General features: G+C 64.9%; 17 protein-coding genes. 9 read left to right on the top strand and 8 right to left on the bottom strand.

The genetic code is table 11. The features are described 5' to 3' along the window. The first annotated feature begins 107 nt into the window (after window positions 1–107). From AC1DPF_RS10805 to AC1DPF_RS10765, 9 genes are all read left to right on the top strand, one after another. Window positions 108–887, top strand: coding sequence for a succinate dehydrogenase iron-sulfur subunit (locus AC1DPF_RS10805; RefSeq protein WP_477961209.1), 780 nt, complete (start codon window positions 108–110; stop codon window positions 885–887). Between the two features lie 58 nt (window positions 888–945). Continuing rightward, window positions 946–2,064 (top strand): cell division protein ZapE, encoded by a 1,119-nt coding sequence (gene zapE, locus AC1DPF_RS10800; protein WP_477961207.1) that lies wholly within the window; start codon window positions 946–948, stop codon window positions 2,062–2,064. Beyond that, window positions 2,064–3,071, top strand: coding sequence for an acyltransferase family protein (locus AC1DPF_RS10795; RefSeq protein WP_477867593.1), 1,008 nt, complete (start codon window positions 2,064–2,066; stop codon window positions 3,069–3,071). The genes zapE and AC1DPF_RS10795 overlap by 1 nt, the downstream gene beginning before the upstream one ends. A 127-nt stretch (window positions 3,072–3,198) precedes the next feature. Beyond that, entirely contained in the window at window positions 3,199–4,161 is a 963-nt protein-coding gene (gene mdh / locus AC1DPF_RS10790; protein WP_477867591.1) for a malate dehydrogenase, read from the top strand. 49 nt (window positions 4,162–4,210) lie between these two features. Continuing rightward, a complete protein-coding gene (gene sucD / locus AC1DPF_RS10785; protein ID WP_477867589.1) occupies window positions 4,211–5,095 on the top strand; it encodes a succinate--CoA ligase subunit alpha in 885 nt (294 codons plus the stop codon). A 105-nt stretch (window positions 5,096–5,200) separates the two neighbouring features. Beyond that, window positions 5,201–8,107, top strand: coding sequence for a 2-oxoglutarate dehydrogenase E1 component (locus tag AC1DPF_RS10780; protein WP_477867587.1), 2,907 nt, complete (start codon window positions 5,201–5,203; stop codon window positions 8,105–8,107). A gap of 1 nt (window position 8,108) precedes the next feature. Continuing rightward, the gene (gene odhB / locus AC1DPF_RS10775) at window positions 8,109–9,350 is read left to right on the top strand and encodes a 2-oxoglutarate dehydrogenase complex dihydrolipoyllysine-residue succinyltransferase (RefSeq protein ID WP_477961205.1); all 1,242 of its coding nucleotides are present in this window, start codon (window positions 8,109–8,111) and stop codon (window positions 9,348–9,350) included. Window positions 9,351–9,454: 104 nt separating this feature from the next. Continuing rightward, the gene (gene lpdA, locus AC1DPF_RS10770; RefSeq protein ID WP_477961203.1) at window positions 9,455–10,846 is read left to right on the top strand and encodes a dihydrolipoyl dehydrogenase; all 1,392 of its coding nucleotides are present in this window, start codon (window positions 9,455–9,457) and stop codon (window positions 10,844–10,846) included. 76 nt (window positions 10,847–10,922) lie between these two features. Beyond that, entirely contained in the window at window positions 10,923–12,869 is a 1,947-nt protein-coding gene (locus AC1DPF_RS10765; RefSeq protein WP_477961201.1) for a S9 family peptidase, read from the top strand. Window positions 12,870–12,923: 54 nt separating this feature from the next. Here AC1DPF_RS10765 and AC1DPF_RS10760 read toward each other — a convergent pair whose 3' ends face one another. From AC1DPF_RS10760 to fliE, 8 genes are read right to left on the bottom strand one after another with little or no spacing between them, the layout of a single operon-like run. Continuing rightward, window positions 12,924–13,526 (bottom strand): flagellar basal body-associated FliL family protein, encoded by a 603-nt coding sequence (locus AC1DPF_RS10760; protein WP_477961199.1) that lies wholly within the window; start codon window positions 13,524–13,526, stop codon window positions 12,924–12,926. A 17-nt stretch (window positions 13,527–13,543) separates the two neighbouring features. Next, entirely contained in the window at window positions 13,544–15,217 is a 1,674-nt protein-coding gene (locus AC1DPF_RS10755; protein ID WP_477867578.1) for a flagellar hook-length control protein FliK, read from the bottom strand. After that, on the bottom strand, window positions 15,195–15,626 hold the full coding sequence (locus tag AC1DPF_RS10750) for a hypothetical protein (RefSeq protein ID WP_477867576.1): 432 nt from the start codon (window positions 15,624–15,626) through the stop codon (window positions 15,195–15,197). The genes AC1DPF_RS10755 and AC1DPF_RS10750 overlap by 23 nt, the downstream gene beginning before the upstream one ends. Next, window positions 15,623–16,921, bottom strand: a complete 1,299-nt coding sequence (locus AC1DPF_RS10745) for a FliI/YscN family ATPase (RefSeq protein WP_477961239.1) — start codon at window positions 16,919–16,921, stop codon at window positions 15,623–15,625. The genes AC1DPF_RS10750 and AC1DPF_RS10745 overlap by 4 nt, the downstream gene beginning before the upstream one ends. 23 nt (window positions 16,922–16,944) lie before the next feature. Continuing rightward, the gene (locus AC1DPF_RS10740) at window positions 16,945–17,589 is read right to left on the bottom strand and encodes a FliH/SctL family protein (protein ID WP_477867574.1); all 645 of its coding nucleotides are present in this window, start codon (window positions 17,587–17,589) and stop codon (window positions 16,945–16,947) included. Beyond that, window positions 17,582–18,616, bottom strand: coding sequence for a flagellar motor switch protein FliG (gene fliG, locus AC1DPF_RS10735; RefSeq protein WP_477867572.1), 1,035 nt, complete (start codon window positions 18,614–18,616; stop codon window positions 17,582–17,584). Before fliG ends, AC1DPF_RS10740 begins: the two co-directional genes overlap by 8 nt. A 5-nt stretch (window positions 18,617–18,621) precedes the next feature. Next, entirely contained in the window at window positions 18,622–20,358 is a 1,737-nt protein-coding gene (gene fliF / locus AC1DPF_RS10730) for a flagellar basal-body MS-ring/collar protein FliF (RefSeq protein WP_477961197.1), read from the bottom strand. 3 nt (window positions 20,359–20,361) lie between these two features. Further along, window positions 20,362–20,727 (bottom strand): flagellar hook-basal body complex protein FliE, encoded by a 366-nt coding sequence (gene fliE / locus AC1DPF_RS10725; RefSeq protein ID WP_477961195.1) that lies wholly within the window; start codon window positions 20,725–20,727, stop codon window positions 20,362–20,364. Window positions 20,728–20,738 lie beyond the last annotated feature (11 nt).

The raw sequence follows: 20,738 nt of genomic DNA, 5'->3' as shown, positions 1-20,738 counted from the left end.
GGGATCGGAAGAGGAAGGGAATCATGCGGATAAATCATCGCTTAGGCGTTGAGCCCCGCGCAGCTATTCGCTATCGCCGGTCGAACTAAGGCAGGGGGTTTCGAGTCATGGCCGAGTTCGCGCTTCCCAAAAACAGCAAGATCAAGAAGGGCAGGACCCTGAAGGCTTCGGGCGCCAAGGATCCGAAAGCCTTCAAGATCTATCGCTACGATCCCGACAGCGGCGAAAACCCGCGTTATGATACGTTCGAGGTCGACCTCGCCGAGTGCGGACCCATGGTTCTCGACGCGCTCATCAAGATCAAGAGCGAGCAGGATCCCACGCTCACCTTCCGACGGTCGTGCCGTGAGGGCATCTGCGGTTCATGCTCGATGAACATGGATGGCAGGAACGGCCTCGCCTGCACCACGGCGATCGAGGACTGCAAGGGCGAGGTTCGCATCACCCCGCTGCCGCATATGGATGTGATCAAGGACCTGGTTCCGGACTTCACCCATTTCTATGCGCAATACGCCTCGATCCAGCCCTGGCTGAAGACGGTGACGCCCGACCCGTCGGGCAAGGAGCGTCTCCAGTCGCCTGACGATCGCAACAAGCTCGATGGCCTGTACGAGTGCATCCTGTGCGCCTGCTGCTCGACCTCTTGCCCGAGCTATTGGTGGAACAGCGACAAATTCCTCGGACCGGCGATCCTGTTGCAGGCCTATCGCTGGCTCGCCGACAGCCGCGACGAGATGACCGGCGAGCGTCTCGATGAACTCGAGGATCCGTTCCGCCTGTATCGCTGCCACACGATCATGAACTGCGCGAATGTCTGTCCAAAGGGCCTGAGCCCGGCCAAGGCGATCGCGGAGATCAAGAAGATGGTGGTCGAGCGCCAGCTCTGACCTTTCGTCCGGGAAAGACGATGGCGAGTTTCGGCGGGCCCATCCGCGGGCTGGATCGATGACCAGCGTCATCGCCCGCTATGAGGAGCTGCTGGCCTCGGGCGAGTTGCGGCCGGATCCCGACCAGCGCGTGACGGTCGAGCGTCTCGACCGCTTGGCCACCGGGCTTGCCGAGCAGCCGGTCAAGGGCAGCCTGCTGTGGCGAATGCTCGGCAAGGCGCCGGTGCCGCCGCGTGGCCTCTATATGTGGGGTGGGGTCGGCCGCGGCAAATCGATGCTGATGGACCTGTTCTACGATTGCGTGCGAATCGAAGCCAAGCGACGCGTGCATTTCCACGAGTTCATGCTGGAGGTTCACGATCGGCTCCGTGTCGAGCGTCTCAAGGAGAAGGGTGATCCGATCCCGCCGGTCGTCGAGGCGATCGCCGCGCAGGCCAAGGTGCTGGCGTTCGACGAGATGGTCGTGAACAACATGGCTGACGCTGCGATTCTGAGCCGCCTCTTCACCAGCCTGATACTGGACGCGGGCGTGACCATCGTCACCACGTCCAACCGTCCACCGCGCGATCTCTACAAGGATGGCCTGAACCGCGAGCTGTTCCTGCCCTTCATCGACCTCATCGAAGCGAAGCTCGACGTGCTGTCGCTCAACGGCCCTACCGATTACAGGCTGGAGCGGCTGGGCGGCCATCCCGTCTGGTACACGCCGAACGGGCCGGCGGCCAGCGAGGCGCTGTCGCAGGCGTTCTTCCGGCTGACCGATTACCCGCCCGAGGATAAGGCGCATGTTCCCACGGCTGAACTCGCCGTCCCGGGCGGCCGCACCCTTCATGTCCCCAAGAGCCTGAWGGGGGTCGCGGTATTCTCGTTCAAGCGGCTCTGCGCAGAGGCGCGGGGCGCCGCCGATTATCTGGCGATCGCCCGCAACTACCACACCGTCATCATCGTCGGCATCCCGCTGCTCGGTCCCGAGAACCGCAATGAGGCATCCCGCTTCAAGGTGCTGATCGACGCATTTTACGAGCATAAGGTGAAGCTGCTGGCGAGTGCCGAGGCCGATCCGGCGAACCTCTATCCCGAAGGCGACGGCGCGTTCGAATTCGAGCGCACGGTTTCGCGCCTGATGGAGATGCAGAGCCTGGACTATCTCGCCACCGGACACGGCAGCGAGATGTGATGCAGGGCGGCGTGGAGCGGCTGAAGCTCCTCGACGGCTGGCGGGCGATAAGCATATTGGCAGTGTTGGCGGGGCATCTCCTGCCGCTCGGGCCGCACCGCTGGCAGGGCAACGACATGGTCGCCCGCTTCGGGATGAGCATCTTCTTCGTCCTGTCCGGATTTCTGATCGTGAGCATATTGTGGCGCGACCAGAATGTCGGCCGCTTCCTGGTCCGCCGGCTCGCGCGGATCGTGCCGCTCGCCTGGCTCGCGATCCTGATCGTCTTTTCGCTGGAAGGCGCGTCGGTGGCCGATTGGCTTGCGAATCTCTTCTTCTACGCGAACCTGCCGCCCCAGCATCTCGATCATGCGGGCCATTTCTGGAGCCTGGGCGTCGAGATGCAATTCTATCTCGGCATCGCCATCGTCGTTGCGGCGTTCGGGCAGCGTGGCCTGTGGCTCGTTCCACCCGCCGCGCTGGCGATAACGCTGCTGCGAATCTGGGCCGGGATGCCGACGACGATCGTCACGCTTTATCGCGTAGACGACATCCTGGCCGGCGGATGCCTTGCGCTGATCCATCTCGGCCCAGCGCGTTCTTTCCCCGCGAGGGCGCTTGCGAGGGTGCCGTTCTGGCCTCTGGGCGCGCTGGCGCTCGCCGCCTGTCATGCCGAGGCCGGAGTGCTGGCATATGCGCGTCCGTACCTCGCAGCCATGATGGTGGGAGCGCTGCTGTATCAGCCCGAGCATCGGATCCGGCCCGTGCTGGAGTCCCGCCCCATGGGCTATATCGCCCGGATTTCCTACGCGCTCTATGTGATCCATCCCTTCACGGTGCGTGGCTGGCTTGGGGAGGGCGACGCCGTGGTTCGCTATTGCAAGCGCCCGCTGGCGATCGCGCTCGCATTCGTTGCCGCGCATATTTCCACCTTTCGCTTCGAACGCGCCTTCATTCGATGGAGTCATCGAGGTGCGCAGCCAAGAAACGAAAAGGCATCCAGCAATGCGGCTTCACGCCGCCCTTAAAAAACTTCTGTGGGCACTGCAGCATAAGGTTGCCCCATGGGTTTGGCGAGGCTAAGCGGGCACCGCACCTTGGGGCGGCTGCATTGGAGCGGGCGTCCTCCCTGGCGATTTATATCGGAGGAGTCGAATGGCTCGTACTAAAATTGCGCTGATTGGCGCCGGCAACATCGGCGGCACTCTTGCCCATCTCGCGGCATCCAAGGAACTGGGCGACGTCGTACTGTTCGACGTGGTCGAAGGCATTCCGCAGGGCAAGGCGCTCGATCTATCGCAATGCGCGCCCGTCGAGGGCTTCGATGCCAAGCTCAAGGGCACGAATGACTATGCCGATATCGCCGGTGCCGATGTCATCATCGTCACGGCCGGCGTCGCGCGCAAGCCCGGCATGAGCCGCGATGATCTGCTCGGCATCAATCTGAAGGTCATGAAGGCGGTCGGCGAGGGCATCAAGGCCAACGCCCCCGACGCCTTCGTCATCTGCATCACCAACCCGCTTGATGCGATGGTGTGGGCGCTGCGTGAGTTTTCGGGCCTTCCGCACAACAAGGTGGTCGGCATGGCCGGCGTGCTGGACTCGTCGCGTTTCGCCGCGTTCCTCGCCGAAGAGTTCAATGTCTCTGTCCAGGATATCACCACCTTCGTGCTGGGCGGCCATGGCGATACGATGGTGCCGGTCGTCGAATATTCGACCGTCGCGGGCATTCCGATCCCCGACCTGATCAAGATGGGCTGGTCCACCCAGGAGCGGATCGACGCGATCGTCCAGCGCACCCGCAGCGGCGGCGGCGAGATCGTCGCCTTGCTCAAGACCGGTTCCGCCTTCTATGCGCCCGCCACTTCGGCCATCGCGATGGCGGAGAGCTATCTCAAGGACAAGAAGCGGGTTCTGCCCGCCGCGGTCTATCTGACCGGCCAATATGGCGTGGACAATCTCTATGTCGGCGTTCCGGTGATCATCGGCGCCAACGGTGTCGAGAAGGTCGTCGAGATCGAGCTTTCCGACGAAGCCAAGGCCAACCTCCAGGTCTCGGTCGACGCGGTCAAGGAATTGCTGGTCGCCTGCAAGGGCATCGACAGCTCGCTGGCCTAAGGCCGCCCACCCACTCAGCCTCCCCGGTTAAACAAGGTTCGACAGCCCTATGAGTATCCTCGTCAACAGGAACACCAAGGTCATTACCCAGGGTATGACCGGCAATACCGGCACTTTCCATACCGAGCAGGCGCTCGCTTATGGCACGAAGATGGTCGGCGGCGTTACGCCGGGCAAGGGTGGCACCACCCATATCGGCCTGCCGAACTTTGACACTGTCCACGAGGCGGTGGCCGCCACGGGAGCGGATGCCAGCGTGGTCTATGTTCCGCCGCCCTTCGCCGCGGACTCGATCCTTGAAGCGATCGATGCCGAAGTGCCGCTGATCGTCTGCATCACCGAAGGCATTCCCGTCATCGACATGATCCGCGTCAAGCGCGCGCTTCAAGGCTCCAAGTCGCGGCTGATCGGGCCGAACTGCCCCGGCGTGCTGACTCCGGACGAGTGCAAGATCGGCATCATGCCGGGTTCGATCTTCAAGCAGGGTAGCGTCGGGGTTGTCTCGCGGTCGGGCACGCTTACCTATGAGGCGGTCTTCCAGACCACCGCGATCGGCCTCGGCCAGACCACCGCTGTCGGTATCGGCGGCGATCCGGTCAACGGCACGAACTTCATCGACGTGCTCGAACTGTTCCTCGCGGACGATGCCACCAAGTCGATCATCATGATCGGCGAGATCGGCGGCTCGGCCGAAGAAGAAGCCGCGCAGTTCCTGCGCGACGAGGCCAAGCGCGGCCGCTCGAAGCCGATGGCCGGCTTCATCGCGGGCCGTACGGCGCCTCCGGGCCGTCGCATGGGCCATGCCGGGGCGATCGTCTCGGGCGGTCAGGGCGGCGCCGAAGACAAGATTGCGGCAATGGAAGCCGCAGGCATCAAGGTGGCGGCGAGCCCTTCGGAGCTCGGCACCACATTGGCGGAAGTGCTTAAAGGGTAAGAGGTGAGCCCGTCAGCAAGCGGGCCACCACGAACTAGTTTTTATCAACCGCAATTGCTGCGCTTCGGGCCTTAGTCCCGGGGTGGGTGCATCAAGGATGGTGTGATGGGTATCGAAGGCGTCGGATTCGACGGGCCGGAGGGAGTCAGTGCTTCCTTCGTGGAATCGCTTTATCGTCAATATCGTACGGATAGGTCGAGCCTAGATCAGGGCTGGCAGGATTATTTTGCCGGTGTTGAATCGGTCGTCTCGGGCCCCAGTTGGGCCCGGGCGGATTGGCCACCCTCCGCCACCGACGGGCTGACCGCCGCCCTCGATCCGATGCAGATGGCCGCGCCGCCAAAGCCTGCCAAGCCAGCGGTCGCGCCGGCAGCCGCGCCTGCCGCTGCTGCGACGAGCCAGGCGGAGATCGAACAGCGGGCGCTGGATTCGATCCGGGCGATCATGATGATCCGCACCTACCGGGTGCGCGGCCATCTTCTCGCCAACCTCGATCCGCTGGGGCTGTCCAAGCGCGACGAGCCCGCGGACCTCACTCCGGAATGGCACGGCTTCAAGGAAAGCGACATGGACCGCGAGGTCTATGTCGGCGGCTTCTTGGGCGTCGAACGCGCCACGCCGCGGGAGATCCTGGGCATCCTGCGCCGCAACTACTGCGGCAATGTCGGCCTCGAATATATGCACATCGGCGATGTCGAGGAACGACGCTTCCTCCAGGCGCGGATGGAAGGCAAGGATGCCGAGATATCCTTCACGCCAGAGGGCAAGCTGGCGATCCTCAACAAGGTGATCGAAGCGGAGCAGTGGGAGAAGTTCCTCGGCCGCAAATATGTCGGCACCAAGCGCTTTGGCCTCGACGGCGGTGAATCCATGATCCCCGCGCTTGAAGCGGTGATCAAATATGCCGGTGCCTATGGTGTTCACGAGGTGGTGATCGGCATGGCCCATCGCGGTCGCCTCAACATCCTGTCGAACGTCATGGCGAAGCCCTATCGCGCGATTTTCAACGAGTTCGCGGGCGGATCGTCCAATCCGGAAGACGTCGGCGGCTCGGGTGACGTAAAATATCATCTCGGCACCTCGACCGACCGGGAGTTCGACGGCAACGTCGTCCACCTCAGCCTTGCGCCGAACCCGTCGCATCTCGAAGCGGTCAATCCGGTCGTACTGGGCAAGGCACGCGCCAAGCAGACCAAGCTCGACGATCTGGAGCGCGAGCAGGTGCTGCCGATCCTGCTGCACGGCGACGCCGCCTTCGCCGGCCAGGGCATCATCATGGAGTGCTTCGGCTTCTCCGGTCTGCGCGGCTATCATACCGGTGGCACGATCCACTTCGTGATCAACAATCAGGTCGGCTTCACGACCTCGCCGCAGTTCGCGCGCTCGTCGCCCTATCCGTCCGACATCGCCAAGATGGTGCAGGCGCCGATCCTGCACGTGAACGGCGATGATCCCGAGGCCGTGACCTTCGCATGCAAGGTGGCCACGGAGTTCCGCCACACCTTCAAGCGCGATGTCGTGATCGACATGTGGTGCTATCGCCGCTTCGGCCACAATGAAGGCGATGAGCCGGGCTTCACCCAGCCGCTCATGTATGATGCGATCCGCCAACATCCGCCGATCAGCGCGGTCTATAACGCACGACTGATCCAGGAAGGCGTGATCGAGGCCGATTATACCGCCAAGAAGGAAGCCGCATTCGTCGAATATCTCGAAGGGGAATTCGCGGCGGCAAAAAGCTACAAGGTCAACAAGGCCGACTGGTTCGAGGGCGACTGGACCGGATTTGCATCGCCGCGCGAGGCGATCACCGAGCGTCGCGCCGCTCAAACCGGGATCACGGCTGACATGGTGGCGGACATCGGCCGGCACCTCACCACCGTCCCCGAAGGCCTGAAGATCCACAAGACGCTCGGGCGCATCCTCGATGCGAAGAAGGAGATGTTCGCGACCGGCGCCGGTTTCGACTGGGCGACCGGCGAGGCGCTCGCCTTCGGCTCGCTGCTCAAGGACGACTATGCCGTTCGCCTGTCGGGTCAGGACTCAGGACGCGGCACGTTCAGCCAGCGGCATGCGGTTTGGGTCGATCAGACCGATGGTCATAAATATATCCCGCTTTCCGCCATGGACCGGCGCTTCCAGGTGCTCGACAGTCCGCTGTCCGAATTCGGCGTGCTCGGCTTCGAATATGGCTATGCCTCCGCGGCACCGAACACGCTGGTGATGTGGGAAGCGCAGTTCGGCGATTTCGCCAACGGCGCGCAGGTGATCGTCGATCAGTTCATCTCGTCGGGCGAAGCCAAGTGGCTGCGCGTGAACGGGCTCGTGATGCTGCTGCCGCACGGATATGAGGGGCAGGGGCCGGAACATAGCTCTGCGCGCCTGGAGCGTTATCTGCAGCTGTGCGCCGAAGACAATATGCAGGTGGCGAACTGCACCACGCCGGCCAATTACTTCCACATCCTGCGCCGGCAGATGGTGCGCAAGTTCCGTAAGCCGCTGATCATAATGACCCCGAAGTCGCTGCTCCGCCACAAGGCGGCCGTGTCGACAATCGAGGACTTCACCGGTGAGAGCCGGTTCCAGCGGGTGTTGCGCGATCCGGGAGCGCCGGCGGACAAGGACGTGCGCCGTGTCGTGCTGGTGTCGGGCAAGCTGTTCTACGAGCTTGCCGAGGCGCGCGATGCCGCTGGCGACGCCAACACGCTGATTTTGCGGGTGGAGCAGCTCTACCCATTCCCGGCCGACGCCCTGATCGCGGCATTCAGTCGGATGCCGAATATCGAGACGGTGGTCTGGGCTCAGGAGGAGCCCAAAAATCAGGGAAGCTGGTCGTTCGCCGAGCCTTATGTCGAAAAGGTGCTGACCGAAGTCGGCGGCAAGGTGACACGTGCCGTCTATGCCGGCCGTAAGGCAGCGGCAGCGACCGCAACCGGCCTCGCTCGTAATCATGCCGTGCAACAGGCGATGTTGATCGCCGAGGCGCTCGGCCACGAATTAAAGGGTAAGTAAGATGGCTACCGATGTGGTGGTACCGACGCTCGGCGAATCGATCACCGAGGCAACCCTCGGCCAGTGGCTCAAGAAGCCGGGTGACGCGGTCAAGGTCGACGAGCCGATCGCCAGTCTCGAAACGGACAAGGTCGCGGTCGAAGTGCCGTCGCCGGTCGCCGGGGTGATCGGCGAACTGGTCGTCGACGAAGGCGATACGGTGAATGTCGGCGCGGTCATCGCGCGGATCGAGGCTGGCGCTACCGCGGCGACCGCGGCGACGCCCGCGGTCGAGGATCGCACCGCCGTCGGCAAGGCCGAGGCCGCCGCGCCGCACGAGCCCGCCGCGGCGCCGGTGGACACCGAATCGGGCGATCCGGTCACCCTGTCCCCATCGGTGCGTCGCGCCGTGCTCGAGCATGGCGTGGACCCGAGCAAGATCAGGGGCACCGGCAAGGATGGCCGGCTGACCAAGGACGACGTCATCGCCGCCGCCCGGAACGCCCCCAAGCCCGCCGTGCCTGCGGCTGCGCCGTCGGCGCCGGCTGCTGCCCCGGCGAATGGCCGCAAGGAAGAGCGGGTTCGCATGACCCGGCTGCGCCAGACGGTCGCCAGCCGCCTCAAGGAGGCGCAGAACACAGCGGCGATGCTCACCACCTTCAACGACGTCGACATGACGGCGGTGATCGAGGCACGTAACAAATACAAGGACCTGTTCGAAAAGAAGCACGGCGTGCGCCTGGGCTTCATGGGCTTCTTCGTGAAGGCGGCCTGCATGGCGCTGCGCGACGTGCCCGCGGTCAACGGCTCGATCGAGGGCGATGAGATCGTCTATCGCGATTATGTCGACGTGTCGGTTGCGGTGTCGGCGCCAAACGGGCTGGTCGTTCCGGTGATCCGCGATGCGCAGACGCTGTCGGTCGCCGATATCGAGAAGACGATCGGCGATTTCGGCGCGCGCGCCAAGGCCGGGACGCTCAAGCTGGAAGAGATGAAGGGCGGTACCTTCACCATCTCGAACGGCGGCGTGTTCGGATCGCTGATGTCGACCCCGATCATCAACCCGCCCCAGTCGGGCGTTCTCGGCCTGCATCGCATCGAGGATCGTCCGGTGGTGCGTGATGGCCAGATCGTCGCGCGGCCGATGATGTATCTGGCGCTGAGCTATGACCACCGCCTGATCGACGGTCGCGAGGCAGTGACCTTCCTGGTCGCGCTCAAGAACGCAATCGAGGATCCGACGCGGCTGTTGATCGACCTGTAGAAGTCTGCGCCGCCCCTGCCCGAGCCGGGATCTCTGGAGGCGAGAGAGCGATCCATCGCCTCGGATCCCGGCGCTGCCGGGATGACGGAATGAGGAAGTGACCAATGTCCGACTATGATTTCGATGTGATCGTCATCGGCGCGGGGCCGGGCGGCTATGTCGCCGCGATCCGCGCCGCGCAGCTTGGCCTCCGGACGGCTTGCGCCGAAAGCCGCGACACCCTGGGCGGAACCTGCCTCAATGTCGGCTGCATTCCGTCGAAGGCGATGCTCCACGCCTCGGAGCTCTATGACGAGGCCGCGAGCGGCAAGCTTGCCAAGCTCGGGATCGAGACGACCGTCGAGCTCGACCTGGAGACGATGCACGGCCAGCGCCGCGATGCGGTCAAGGGCCTGACCGCCGGGATCGAATATCTGTTCAAGAAGAACAAGGTCGAGTGGCTGAAGGGGCTGGCCTCCTTCACCGGCAAGGACAGCATAGATGTCGCCGGCAAACATTATCGCGCGAAGAACATCGTCATCGCCACCGGGTCGAGCGTCACGCCGCTTCCTGGCGTCGAGATCGACGAGAAGACGGTCGTCTCCTCGACCGGCGCGCTGGAGCTGTCCAAGGTTCCGAACCATCTCGTCGTGATCGGCGGCGGCGTCATCGGGCTGGAGCTCGGATCGGTCTGGAAGCGGCTCGGGGCGAAAGTGACAGTCGTCGAGTTCCTGGACCAGTTGCTCCCCGGCATGGACGAGGAGGTCCGTAAGGAATCCGCGAAGCTGTTCAAGAAACAGGGGATGGCTTTGAAGCTGTCGACCAAGGTGACCAGCGTCGCAGTCGAGGCCGGCAAGGCGATCGTCACGGTGGAGCCTGCTGCCGGCGGCGCGTCGGAGACGATTGAGGCGGATGCGGTGCTGGTGTCGATCGGCCGGCGGCCGAACACGGAGGGCCTCGCCCTCGAGCGCGCAGGGCTCATCACGAACAAGCGCGGCCAGATCGAAATTCACCACGACTTCGCCACCGCGGTGCCTGGCATCTGGGCGATCGGCGATGTGGTGCCCGGCCCGATGCTCGCCCACAAGGCCGAGGACGAGGGCATTGCTGTCGCGGAAAACATCGCCGGTCTGACCGGGATCGTAAACCACGATGTCATCCCTGGCGTGGTCTATACCATGCCCGAGATCGCCAGCGTCGGCCTGACCGAGGAGCAGGCCAGGGAGCGCGGCGAGATCAAGGTCGGCAAATTCCCGATGATGGCCAACTCGCGGGCCAAGACCAATCATGAGCCAGACGGCTTCGTGAAGGTGATCGCCGATGCGAAGAGCGACCGGGTGCTCGGCGTCCACATCATCGCTTCGCTGGCAGGAACCATGATCGCCCAGGCCGCGCAGGCCATGGAGTTCGGCGCGACCAGCGAAGACATCGCCTACACCTGCCACGCGCACCCGACCCATTCGGAAGCGATCAAGGAAGCGGCGATGGCGGTGACGGGAAAACCCATCCATATCTGATGCTTTGATGCTGGCTGAACCGGCGCCGGAACGATAGCTTTCTCCTGGTCGAGCCTGGCCGGGGGGAGTTGTGGTTTTGCCGCTGAAGTCATTGCGATGGTCGTCGATCGCTGCCCTGTTGCTGCTGTTGCTGACGGCGAAGATCCACGCTGCGAGCGCACCGCCCGTTTCGCTATACGGAAACTTGCCGGGACTGGAGATGGCGGCCATCTCGCCCACCGGAAGCTATATAGCTCTGGTCGGCGTCGTCGAAGGGCGGCGGCGGGTGATCGTCTTGGATAAGGATCAGCGGGTAATCCAAGCGGTGCCGCTGGACGATCAGAAGGTGCGCTGGATCGACTGGGCCGGTGACGGCAAGCTCCTCATCAAGCTGAGCAGCACTGTCGCATTGGGGCAGGAGTTCACCTCGTCGAAAGCCGAACTGTCCTCGGTGATCGTGATGCCGGTTCCTGGTGGAACGCCTTTCGCCGTTTTCGAGCGTAGCCAGACCATCACCGGTGGCGTCTTCGGGTATTTCGGCACGGTCGAAAAGGACGGCCACCGGTACGGGTATTTCGGCGGTCTCGACACCAAGAACGGCGTACCGTCCGGCAAGATAAGGCCCGATCTCTATCAGGTGGACCTCGACACAGGAAAGGCACGGTCGATCGCGCAACGCAGCACGCAAGACACCGACCGAGATTGGCTGGTCGATGCACATGGTGACGTCGCGGCGAGCCTCGACTTTTCGCCGCTGAAGGGGAACTGGCTGATCCGGAACGGCAAGGGCGCCACGATCGCGAGTGGCCGCGCACGGCAGGGAGGAATCGGCCTGCTAAGCCTTGGGCGCGCTCCGGATACGCTCATTTACAGCGAGAGCGACGAAGTCACCGGCGTTGATCGGTGGATGGAGGTTTCCCTCAAGGGCGGTGCTCCGGTCGAGATCTTGTCGGGCGAAAATATCTCTGCGCCCTATTTCGACGGCCGGACGCGCTTGTTGATCGGTCATGCGCGCGAGGGCGACGTGCCGGAAGCTTATTTCTACGATGCCGCGCGGCAAAAGGCGGTGGAGAGGGTCGGTCGTGCGTTTCCGGGGCGTCAGGTCCAGCTCGTTGACTGGAACGACGATTTCGATCGGTTGATCATACGCACGGACGGAAGCGGCGATCCGCAGACATGGTGGATCGTCGACATCAAAGGGCGCAGCGCCAAGGAATTGGGAACCGCGTATCCGTTGGCCGAATCTGCGGTCGGATTGGTTCGAATGGTCCGCTACAAGGCCTCGGACGGGCTGGACCTCAATGCTGTTCTGTCGCTTCCTCCAGGACGCAAGCCCACCAATCTTCCGGTGATAGTGCTGCCGCATGGCGGCCCCACTGCGCGCGACTATCCAATATTCGACTGGTGGGCGCAGGCGTTTGCGTCGCGCGGATATGCTGTGGTTCAGCCCAACTTTCGTGGTTCGTCCGGATATGGCGCGGAATTCAGGATGGCCGGCAATGGCGAGTGGGGGCGCAAGATGCAGACCGACATGTCGGACGGTCTGGCAGAGCTCGCCCGACAGGGCATCGTCGATCCGAAGCGAGCCTGCATCATGGGCGCAAGCTATGGCGGATATGCGGCGCTTGCCGGGGTTACGCTTCAGCATGGGCTCTATCGCTGCGCCGTGTCGGTGTCGGGGATCAGCGACGTGAGCAGATTCTATCAGACGGAGATGTCCGAAAGCGGCAACGACCGCACGCTGATGCGATCACTTAAGGCGGAGATCGGATCGGGCCGCGACCTGCAGGACATCTCGCCTATTCGCTATGCGGCCGCCGCGGATGCGCCGATCCTGCTGGTCCATGGCAAGGACGACACGGTGGTACTGTACCAGCAGAGCACCAGCATGGCAGACGCGCTGAGGCGAGCGAAGAAACCGGTGGAGCTGGTGACGCTTCCCGCCGAAGATCATTGGATGTCACGTAGCGTGACCCGTCGGACGATGCTGCAGGCCGCACTCGACTTCGTCCAGAAGTATAATCCGGCTGACCCTGGCCCCTGAGCCTCGGATATATCGCCGATCGACGTAGCCGAGTGAAACGCGGCGACCCTGCCGCTACTGCACGACCATCGAGGTGAAATAGACATTGTCTATGCCGCCAAAGCCGGTGCGCTGCTTGAGCACGTCGTTGATCGCGTCCTTGAGCTGCTTCTGGAGCGTCAGCTTGCCTTCCGGCGTCGAGATGGTGAAGCTGTCCTGCTGCGACATGACCATCAGGATCGCCGAGCGGATCGGCATTTCGTTGTCCTTGAGATTATCGAGCACCTTCTGATCGTAGAATGTCGATGCTCCCAGGCCGATCTGGGTGAAGCCGTCGGAGTCGCGCAGGTTGGCGGTGAACGGCTGCTCGAAGGTGTAATAGGTGGCCTTGTACTTGGTCGGATCGGGCGACTGGTCCGTCTCGATGCCGAGCGGAAGCGTCTTCTTCTCGGCATGCCCGCCTTCTTCGAGGCCTTCCTTGACGACGAGCTTCGGCGCGTTGGGGTCTTCCTCCACCGCTTTCTCGTGCTCGCCGGCCAGGCCCGCACCGGCAGCATACATGCCCGCGCCGACGCCACCGCCCGCGAAGACGATCGCCATCATGAGCATCATCAGGATGCCCTTCATCTTGCCCTTCTTCTTCGGCGCCTCGGCGGCGGGTGCGGCGGCACTGCTCATCGTTCAAATCCTATGGATCAGGCGTAAAGTTCACCATCGTCGCGCGATGCCGACTCGCCGGCATCGTCACGGATCGCCGCCTGTGTAGCGGCAAAAGGTTTATGATTTTCTGACGACTGGCGCTGCTGTCCCTGCGCCGAAGCCGAACTGCCGCCGCCTTGCTGGCTCAGGTCGACATGCGACTCCGAGACGCGCAGTCCCTGCGCGCGGACTTCGGCGAGCAGGCGCGGCTGGGCGTCGGCGATGATCGTGCGGGCCTGATCGGTGTCCGCGGTCATGCGGATCGCGGTCCCCGACGCGCTGTTGGCGATTTCCACGGTCAACGCGCCGAGATGTTCGGGATTGAGCTGGAACTTCAGGTGGCCCTGCTGGCTGGCCGCCTGGCTGATGTCCCGCGCCAGTCGATCCAGCCACTGATTGTCGCGGGCGAGATCGAGATGCCGGGCGACGCTCTGTTCGGCCTGGGTCGCTACCGGGACTCCCTCAGCATGGGGTGCTGCTGAAGTCGTGGGCGTGCTGCTGGCGATTGGAGCCGGTGTCGTATCGGCCGGGGCAAGCGCAGGGCCGGCTGCCGGGTCGGCCGGAGGCGGCGTAGAGGTATCAGCCTCGGCCGTCCTTGCCTGCGGAAGCGGTGCGTTGCCGTCCTGGCTGATCGTGGTGTCGGGCAGCGGTGTCGCGCTCGGGACGTTCGCATCGACGATGGACGTAGCGGCCGCGCCTGCGGCGGGCCTCGCGGTTTTCGGCGTAGTCACCGCTGGCATGACGGCGGCAAGGACCGGCTGAACCACGGCGGCGGTGGTTGGTTGCGCGGCGGGCACGATGGCAGCCGCGACAGCGGCGGGGGCGGTGCCGGCCGCAAGCTCAGCCAGCTTTTGGGCCGGCAATGGGACGGGCGCAGCCTCGGCCGCAACGGCGTCGCGAGGCTTGGCAGGCTGGTAGACCGATTTGAGCGAGGCGAGCAGCGCGGCGATGTCGCTTCGCGCAGCGGAGCCGCTCCTGAGGCCGTCGCCAGTTCGTGGCGATCCGCCATCTTCGACCATCGTCGATGGCGTCGCGGCGGAAGAAGATTCCGCAGTTTCCACCGGGCTGCCTGTTTCCGGGATCGGCGCCGCTGGCGTAGAGGTCGTCGCGACCGGCGTCGTCACGGCGGCACGCGCGGTATTGGTGTCGGCCCCGATCGATCTGGCCGGGCCATCGGACGCCGTCGGCATCATCGCTGTAATGGACTTGGCCGTGGCGGTCGCAATGTCCGCTGGCAGGGCGACGGTCGTGGCGACGCTGGTGGCCGCTGTTTCGGATGGAGTCGCGACCGGCGCCGGCGGCATGGGCGCGATCGGCATAGGCTGATTGACGCCGAGCTGGCTGGCGGCGGTGACCATGGCCTCGATTTCCGCGAGCAGGTCCACCGGCTGGCTGGAGGGCAGTTCCTTCGCTTCACCTTCGGGCGGGTTGACGGAGCTGTCTTCGGCTGCCGCCGCGGTTTCGGCATCGCCGTCGGGCGTGGCTTGGGCGCGCGTGCCGTCTTCGGGCGCCTTGTCTTCGGGCTTGGCCCGCTCGACCAGCTTTGCGAAGGCTTGAGGAGCCTCCGATGGCTGTTGGGCCGCCGGGGCCGGGGCCGGACTCGTGTTCAACGCGATCGAGGCGGTGGAAAGTGCTGCAACGGCCATGTCAGTCTTCACCTTGCTCTGCATGTCTTGGTCCTCTCGGACGGAAATTCGCGGCGATACGGGCCTCGGTCCAGTCCGAGAGAGCCTGCACCGCACGGGCATCGAGCTTCGCCGCGCTTTCCTGGCGTTGGCGCGCTTCGAGCCGCTCTGCGATCTTCTTTTCGGCCGCGGCACGTGCCGTGACGATGGCGTCGGTGAGGCCGTTGCGGGCTTTGTCGAGACGCTGCGCCAGTTCGCCGCGGTTCTGCAGGATCGCGCCGGTCGACGGGCCGCTCGGCAGGGTCAGGCTGTCGCGCAGCGAGGCGAGCTTTGCGGCATTGTTCTCCAGCGAAGCGACCTGCGCCTCGGCGCTCGCTGCGGCCGAAGTGGCGAGCATGTGCTGCACGCCCCGCACCCGGGTGATGCGCGCTCGCTTTGCGACCAGTGCCTTCATCCGCCGAACGCCTCAATCAGCGCCTTGACCGACTCGTCGAAGTCGACCCGGTCCTTCTGACCCTGGCTCATGAACTCGAGGATGTGGTCGTGCCTGGCGATAGCGATATCGATGATCGGGTCGCTGCCGGTGCGATAGGCGCCCATCAGGATCAGATCGCGGTTTTCCTCATAGACCGCCCACAGGCGGCGCAGGATCTGTGCGGCCTGGAGATGTTCGGGCCCGACGATGTCGTTCATCACGCGGCTCAGCGACTTGCCGACGTCGATCGCGGGAAACACGCCCTGTTCGGCAAGGCTGCGCGACAGGATGATATGGCCATCGACGATGGCGCGCGCGGTGTCGACGATCGGATCGTCGGTGTCGTCGCCATCGGCAAGAACCGTGTAGAGAGCGGTGATCGACCCTCCGGAGCTGGCGTCGACGCCGGCGCGCTCGATCAGCCGCGGGATCATGCCGAGCGCCGACGGCGGATAGCCCTTCATCGTCGGCGGCTCGCCCAGCGACAGGCCGATTTCGCGCTGCGCATGGGCGACGCGGGTAAGGCTGTCGATCAGCAGCAGCACGCGCTTGCCTTGCGCGCGGAAATATTCGGCGACGGCGGTCGCGCGCATCGCGGCGCGCAGCCGCAGCACCGGCGGATGATCGGCGGGAACGGCGACCACCACGCTCTTCTGGCGCACTGGTCCCGCCAGCTTGGTGGCGAGAAAGTCGCTGACCTCGCGGCTGCGTTCGCCGACCAGGCCGACGACGATCACGTCGGCGTCGGCGCCGGAGATCATCTGGCCCATGAGCACGGATTTTCCGACGCCCGAGCCGGCGGCGATGGCGATGCGCTGCCCGACGCCGGCCGTGAGCAGCGCATTGATCGCGCGCACGCCCATGTCGAACGGTTCGGTCACCCGGGCGCGGTCGAGCGGGTTGCCGCGCTTGCCGGCCAGCGGCCAGCGTTCGGCCGTGGCGATCGGCCCGAGGCCGTCGATCGGATTGCCCAGCGCGTCGATCACCCGGCCCAGCAGAGTGTCGCCAACATCGACCGAGCCGCCCCGGCGGTCGGGCTCGACGCGTGCCCCCGCGCTGTGCGGCGCGTCGGCATCGAGCGCCATCAAAAGCGTGCGGTTGCCGCGGAAGCCCACGACCTCGGCGAGCGCGGCATGGCCGTCGGCATCGATGACGCGGGCGTTCGAACCAACCGGCATCGGAAAGCCGGTAGCCTCAAGCATCAGGCCATCATAAGAGGCGAGGCGGCCGATCCGGTGCGGGCCTGTCGGCTCCAGCTCGACAGCGTCGAGCATGGCCCGGGACATGGCAGCTATGCTCATCGCGGCAGACCCATATTGTCCAACTGGCTGCGCAGCCGCGCGAGGCGGACCTGCGGTCCATCCTCGATCCACCCTTCGCCGGTCTCGAGGATGATCGTGCCGGAGGTGAGATGATGATCGGGCGCCATTGGAAGGCCCAGGTCGACGCCGTCCAGCATGGCTATGTCTTCGGGGTGCATGCGCAGCCGGGCAGGGCCGGACTCGGCGGTGACCATCTCGGCGATCGTTTCAGCCCGCTCCTTCAGCATCGCGGGATCGATCTTCACTTCGCCGACGATCTGCCGGACGAACCGTGCGACGGTTTCCGCCAGAACCGCCGCGAGCGGACCGGCAGGTTCGGGCTTGATCGCCTCGGCCGAGCGAATGAGTTCGGCAAGCGCTTCCCGCTCGCGGGCGAACTCGACCATCACGGCCTGTCGGCCATGCTCGAACCCTTCCGCGAAAGCCTCGGCGCGCAGCGTCTCGATATCGGTGACCGGTGCTGCCTGGGGCTGGCGCGGGCTCGGCGCGAAGTCGCTCGCGCGGCGCTTGGGATGGGGATTGTCACCCCAGGGCGTGAACTGGCCGGATGGAGCAGGGCGTGCCCAGGCATCGACCCGGGTCGCGTCGCCGCTGAGATCGCTCGCCCACAGGTCAGACAAAGTCGTCGCCCTTTCCGCCGAGACTGATGGTGCCTTCGGCAGCAAGCTTGCGCGCAATCGAGAGCATAGCCTTCTGCGCTTCCTGGACATCGGCCAGCCGCATCGGGCCGCGATCGGCGATTTCGTCCTGGATCGACTGGGCGGCGCGGCTGGACATGCAGGCGAAAATCTTCTGCCGCAGCTTCTCGTCGGCGCCCTTGAGCGACACGACCAGCACATCATTGTCCACCGCACGCAGCAGCGTGCCGAGGTCCTTGTCACCCACCGCCATCAGATTGTCGAAGATGAACATCTCTTCCTCGATGTTCCGGGCGACCGACTTGTCGAGCTTCTGCAGGGCCTTGATGATCCGCTGCTCGGCGGCCTTCCGTGACGAATTGACGATCTTGGCGGCCTCCCCGGCGCCGCCGCGGCGCGTGGTCGCACCGGTGGACTGTTCGGTCGCGGGCCGGTTGAGCATCTCGTCCAGTTCAGAAAGAGCGGCCTCGGTGACGGGGCCCATGGTCGCGACGCGATAGACCAGGTCGGCCTGCATCTCCTCGGGCAGCAGCTGGAGCACGTCGGCCGCGCGCTGGGCTTCGAGGAAGGCGAGCACGATCGCGGCGAGTTGCGGATGCTCGAACTCGATCAGGTTGGCGATGGCGCGCGCGTCCATCCATTTGAGATTTTCGAGCGTACTGACATGCTGGACGGGTGTGATCCGCTGGAGCACCTGATCGGCCTTGTCCTGGCCGAGCGCCTTGTGCATCATGCCCTTGATCTGGCGTTCGACGCCGAAACCGAGGGTGGTGCGAACCCTGGCGCGATCGACGAAGACGTCGAACACGTCATCGATCTGATCCTCCGAGATGTTGGCCACTCCGAACATCGCGCCGCCAAGATGCTGTACCTCGTCTGGTTCGAGCCGGCTCAGCACGGTCGCGGCCTCCTCCTCGCCAAGCAGCATCAGCAGGATTGCGGCGGCCTGGCTGCCGCTGGGCGGCACAGGGCTGGCATTTTCGGTGTCGATGGGCGTTTCGTCGGCCATGGCGATCAATCGGCTCCCGGCATGTCGGCGCGGATGAGGTCGCGGACGACCAGGGCGGCGCGGTCCGGATCCTGGCGTACGAAATTGCGGATCAGCTCGGCGCGATTGGCATAGCCCGGCGTGGCCTGGATCATATCGAGGGTCACGGGCTTGTTGGGGTCATGCAGCGCCTGCTGGGCGAGTGCGGAAGCGATCTCGTTGCGGACCGCCGGGCTGGTGCCCTCGGGGATACGGCCGCCCGAGCTGATCATTGCCTGCATCGCGGTTTTCCGTTCCTCCGCGAAGGCGGCGCGACGCTTGAGCATCGGCTTGGCGACGCCGAAGACGAGCAGCGCGACGACGAGCAGCGCAGACAGGTTGCGGGCCAGGGTCGAGACCCAGGTGGCCTCCCACCAGTTGGGCTTGACCTCGGCATCCTCCATGACCGCAAAGCTGCGGGCGGAGAGGGCGACGACATCGCCGCGGGCCTGATCGGCGCCGATCGCGCCGCGCAGCAGCGACTCGATCGATGCGAGCTCGGCGCGGCTGAACTTGCGGCTGCCTTCACGCAGGGCGACGGCAACCGAGAGGCGTTTCACCTGGCCGACCGGATTATGGGTGACCGACACCTCGCGGCCGAGCTCATAGGTGCGGTTATACTGCTCGGAAGTCTTGCCGGCTTCCGCGGCGGCGGTTGTGCCGGCCGTGGCGTTCACGGTCTGCTGCGGCGCTGCGGTCACCTGGCTCGCGGCCGGGGGCTGGTTCGACAGGGCACCGGGGATGCCGGAGGCTTCGCCGCCATTCTTGTCGCCGGTCCAGCCGCCCTGTTCGGAGCGGACCACGGCGGTATCCTTGGGATAGCTCTCGCGGGTCGCCTGGGTTTCGGTGAAGTCGACGTCCGCATGGACTTCGGCGGTGAAGTTGCCGGGGCCGACTATCGGCGTCAGGATCTTGGTGAGCGCGTCGAGATAGCGCTGCTCGATCTTGTTCTGGATGTCGACCTGTCGGTTGGAGGCCTCGCTCATCGGGTCGCTTCCCGAGGAGGACAGCAGCCGGCCGGCCTGGTCGACCACCGACACGCCGTCGGGTGAGAGGTTCGGTACGGACGATGCGACAAGATGGACGATCGCCTGGACCTGCGAGTCCGATAGCGCACGTCCGGCGCGCAGCCGCAGCATCACCGAGGCCTGCGGCTTGGCTTCGTCGCGCAGGAAGACGCTCGGCTGGTCTGCGGCGATGTGGATCTTGGCGGTTTCGACGGCGTCGATGGCTTCGATCGTGCGGGCCAGATCCATCTCGCGCGCGGTGCGCAGTTTCTCGCCCTCGACCGCGCGGCTGGCGCCGAGCGGGAGCGAGGAGATCATGGCATCGCCATCGGGGGCCGACTTGGGCAGGCCCTGCTGTGCGAGCAGCATCTTGGCCTGGTAAAAGCTCGTCTCCGACACGGTCAGCGAGCCGGTGTCGCGATCGACCTGATAGGGGATGTTCGCAGCCTTCAGCGCGTCGGCCACCGCAGCCTTGTCGGCGTCGCCCATGCCGGCGAACAGGTCGCGCTGTGGGGCACCGGACATCGTCGACCAGAGCAGCGCGGCGACGCCGAGCAGCGCGATCAGGCCGATCATCGGCAGGCTGCGCTGGATCGCCGGTTGTGCGGTGAAATCCTTTACCCGCTCGAGGATCGCCGATGTACCGACGCTACCCGCACCCGTCGGGGCGGACAGCGCAGGAGCGTTCGGGGCGGAGGAGGTGATGATGTCAGCCATCGATTATACCGGCATGCTCATGATGTCCTTATAGGCGGACAGGAGTTTGTTGCGGACCTGCAGGGTGGCCTGGAAACCGACATTGGCCTGCTCGCGCTGGAGCATCACGGCCGCGATGTCAGTGGTTTCGCCGCGCTCATAGCTCTCGCTGATCGCGCCGGCCTTGGCCTGCTGGTTGTTGACCTCGCCCAGGGCGCCGCGCAGCGTCGAGGCGAAGCCGCCATCGGGCGCGCCCGTCGTCGTGCCTACCGACGCAACTCCGTCGATGGGGTTGGGCGCGGGAGCGGCGGCGGCCTTCTGCAGAGCCGAGTTCTGCTGCAGGATGGCGTTGCGCATCGCCATCAGGTTGCTCGTGTTGATGGTGGTCATCTAGCCCTCCC

The sequence above is a fragment of the Rhizorhabdus sp. P4_G6 genome, assembly GCF_056401045.1.
This window is presented reverse-complemented; position numbering and strand designations above follow the sequence as displayed.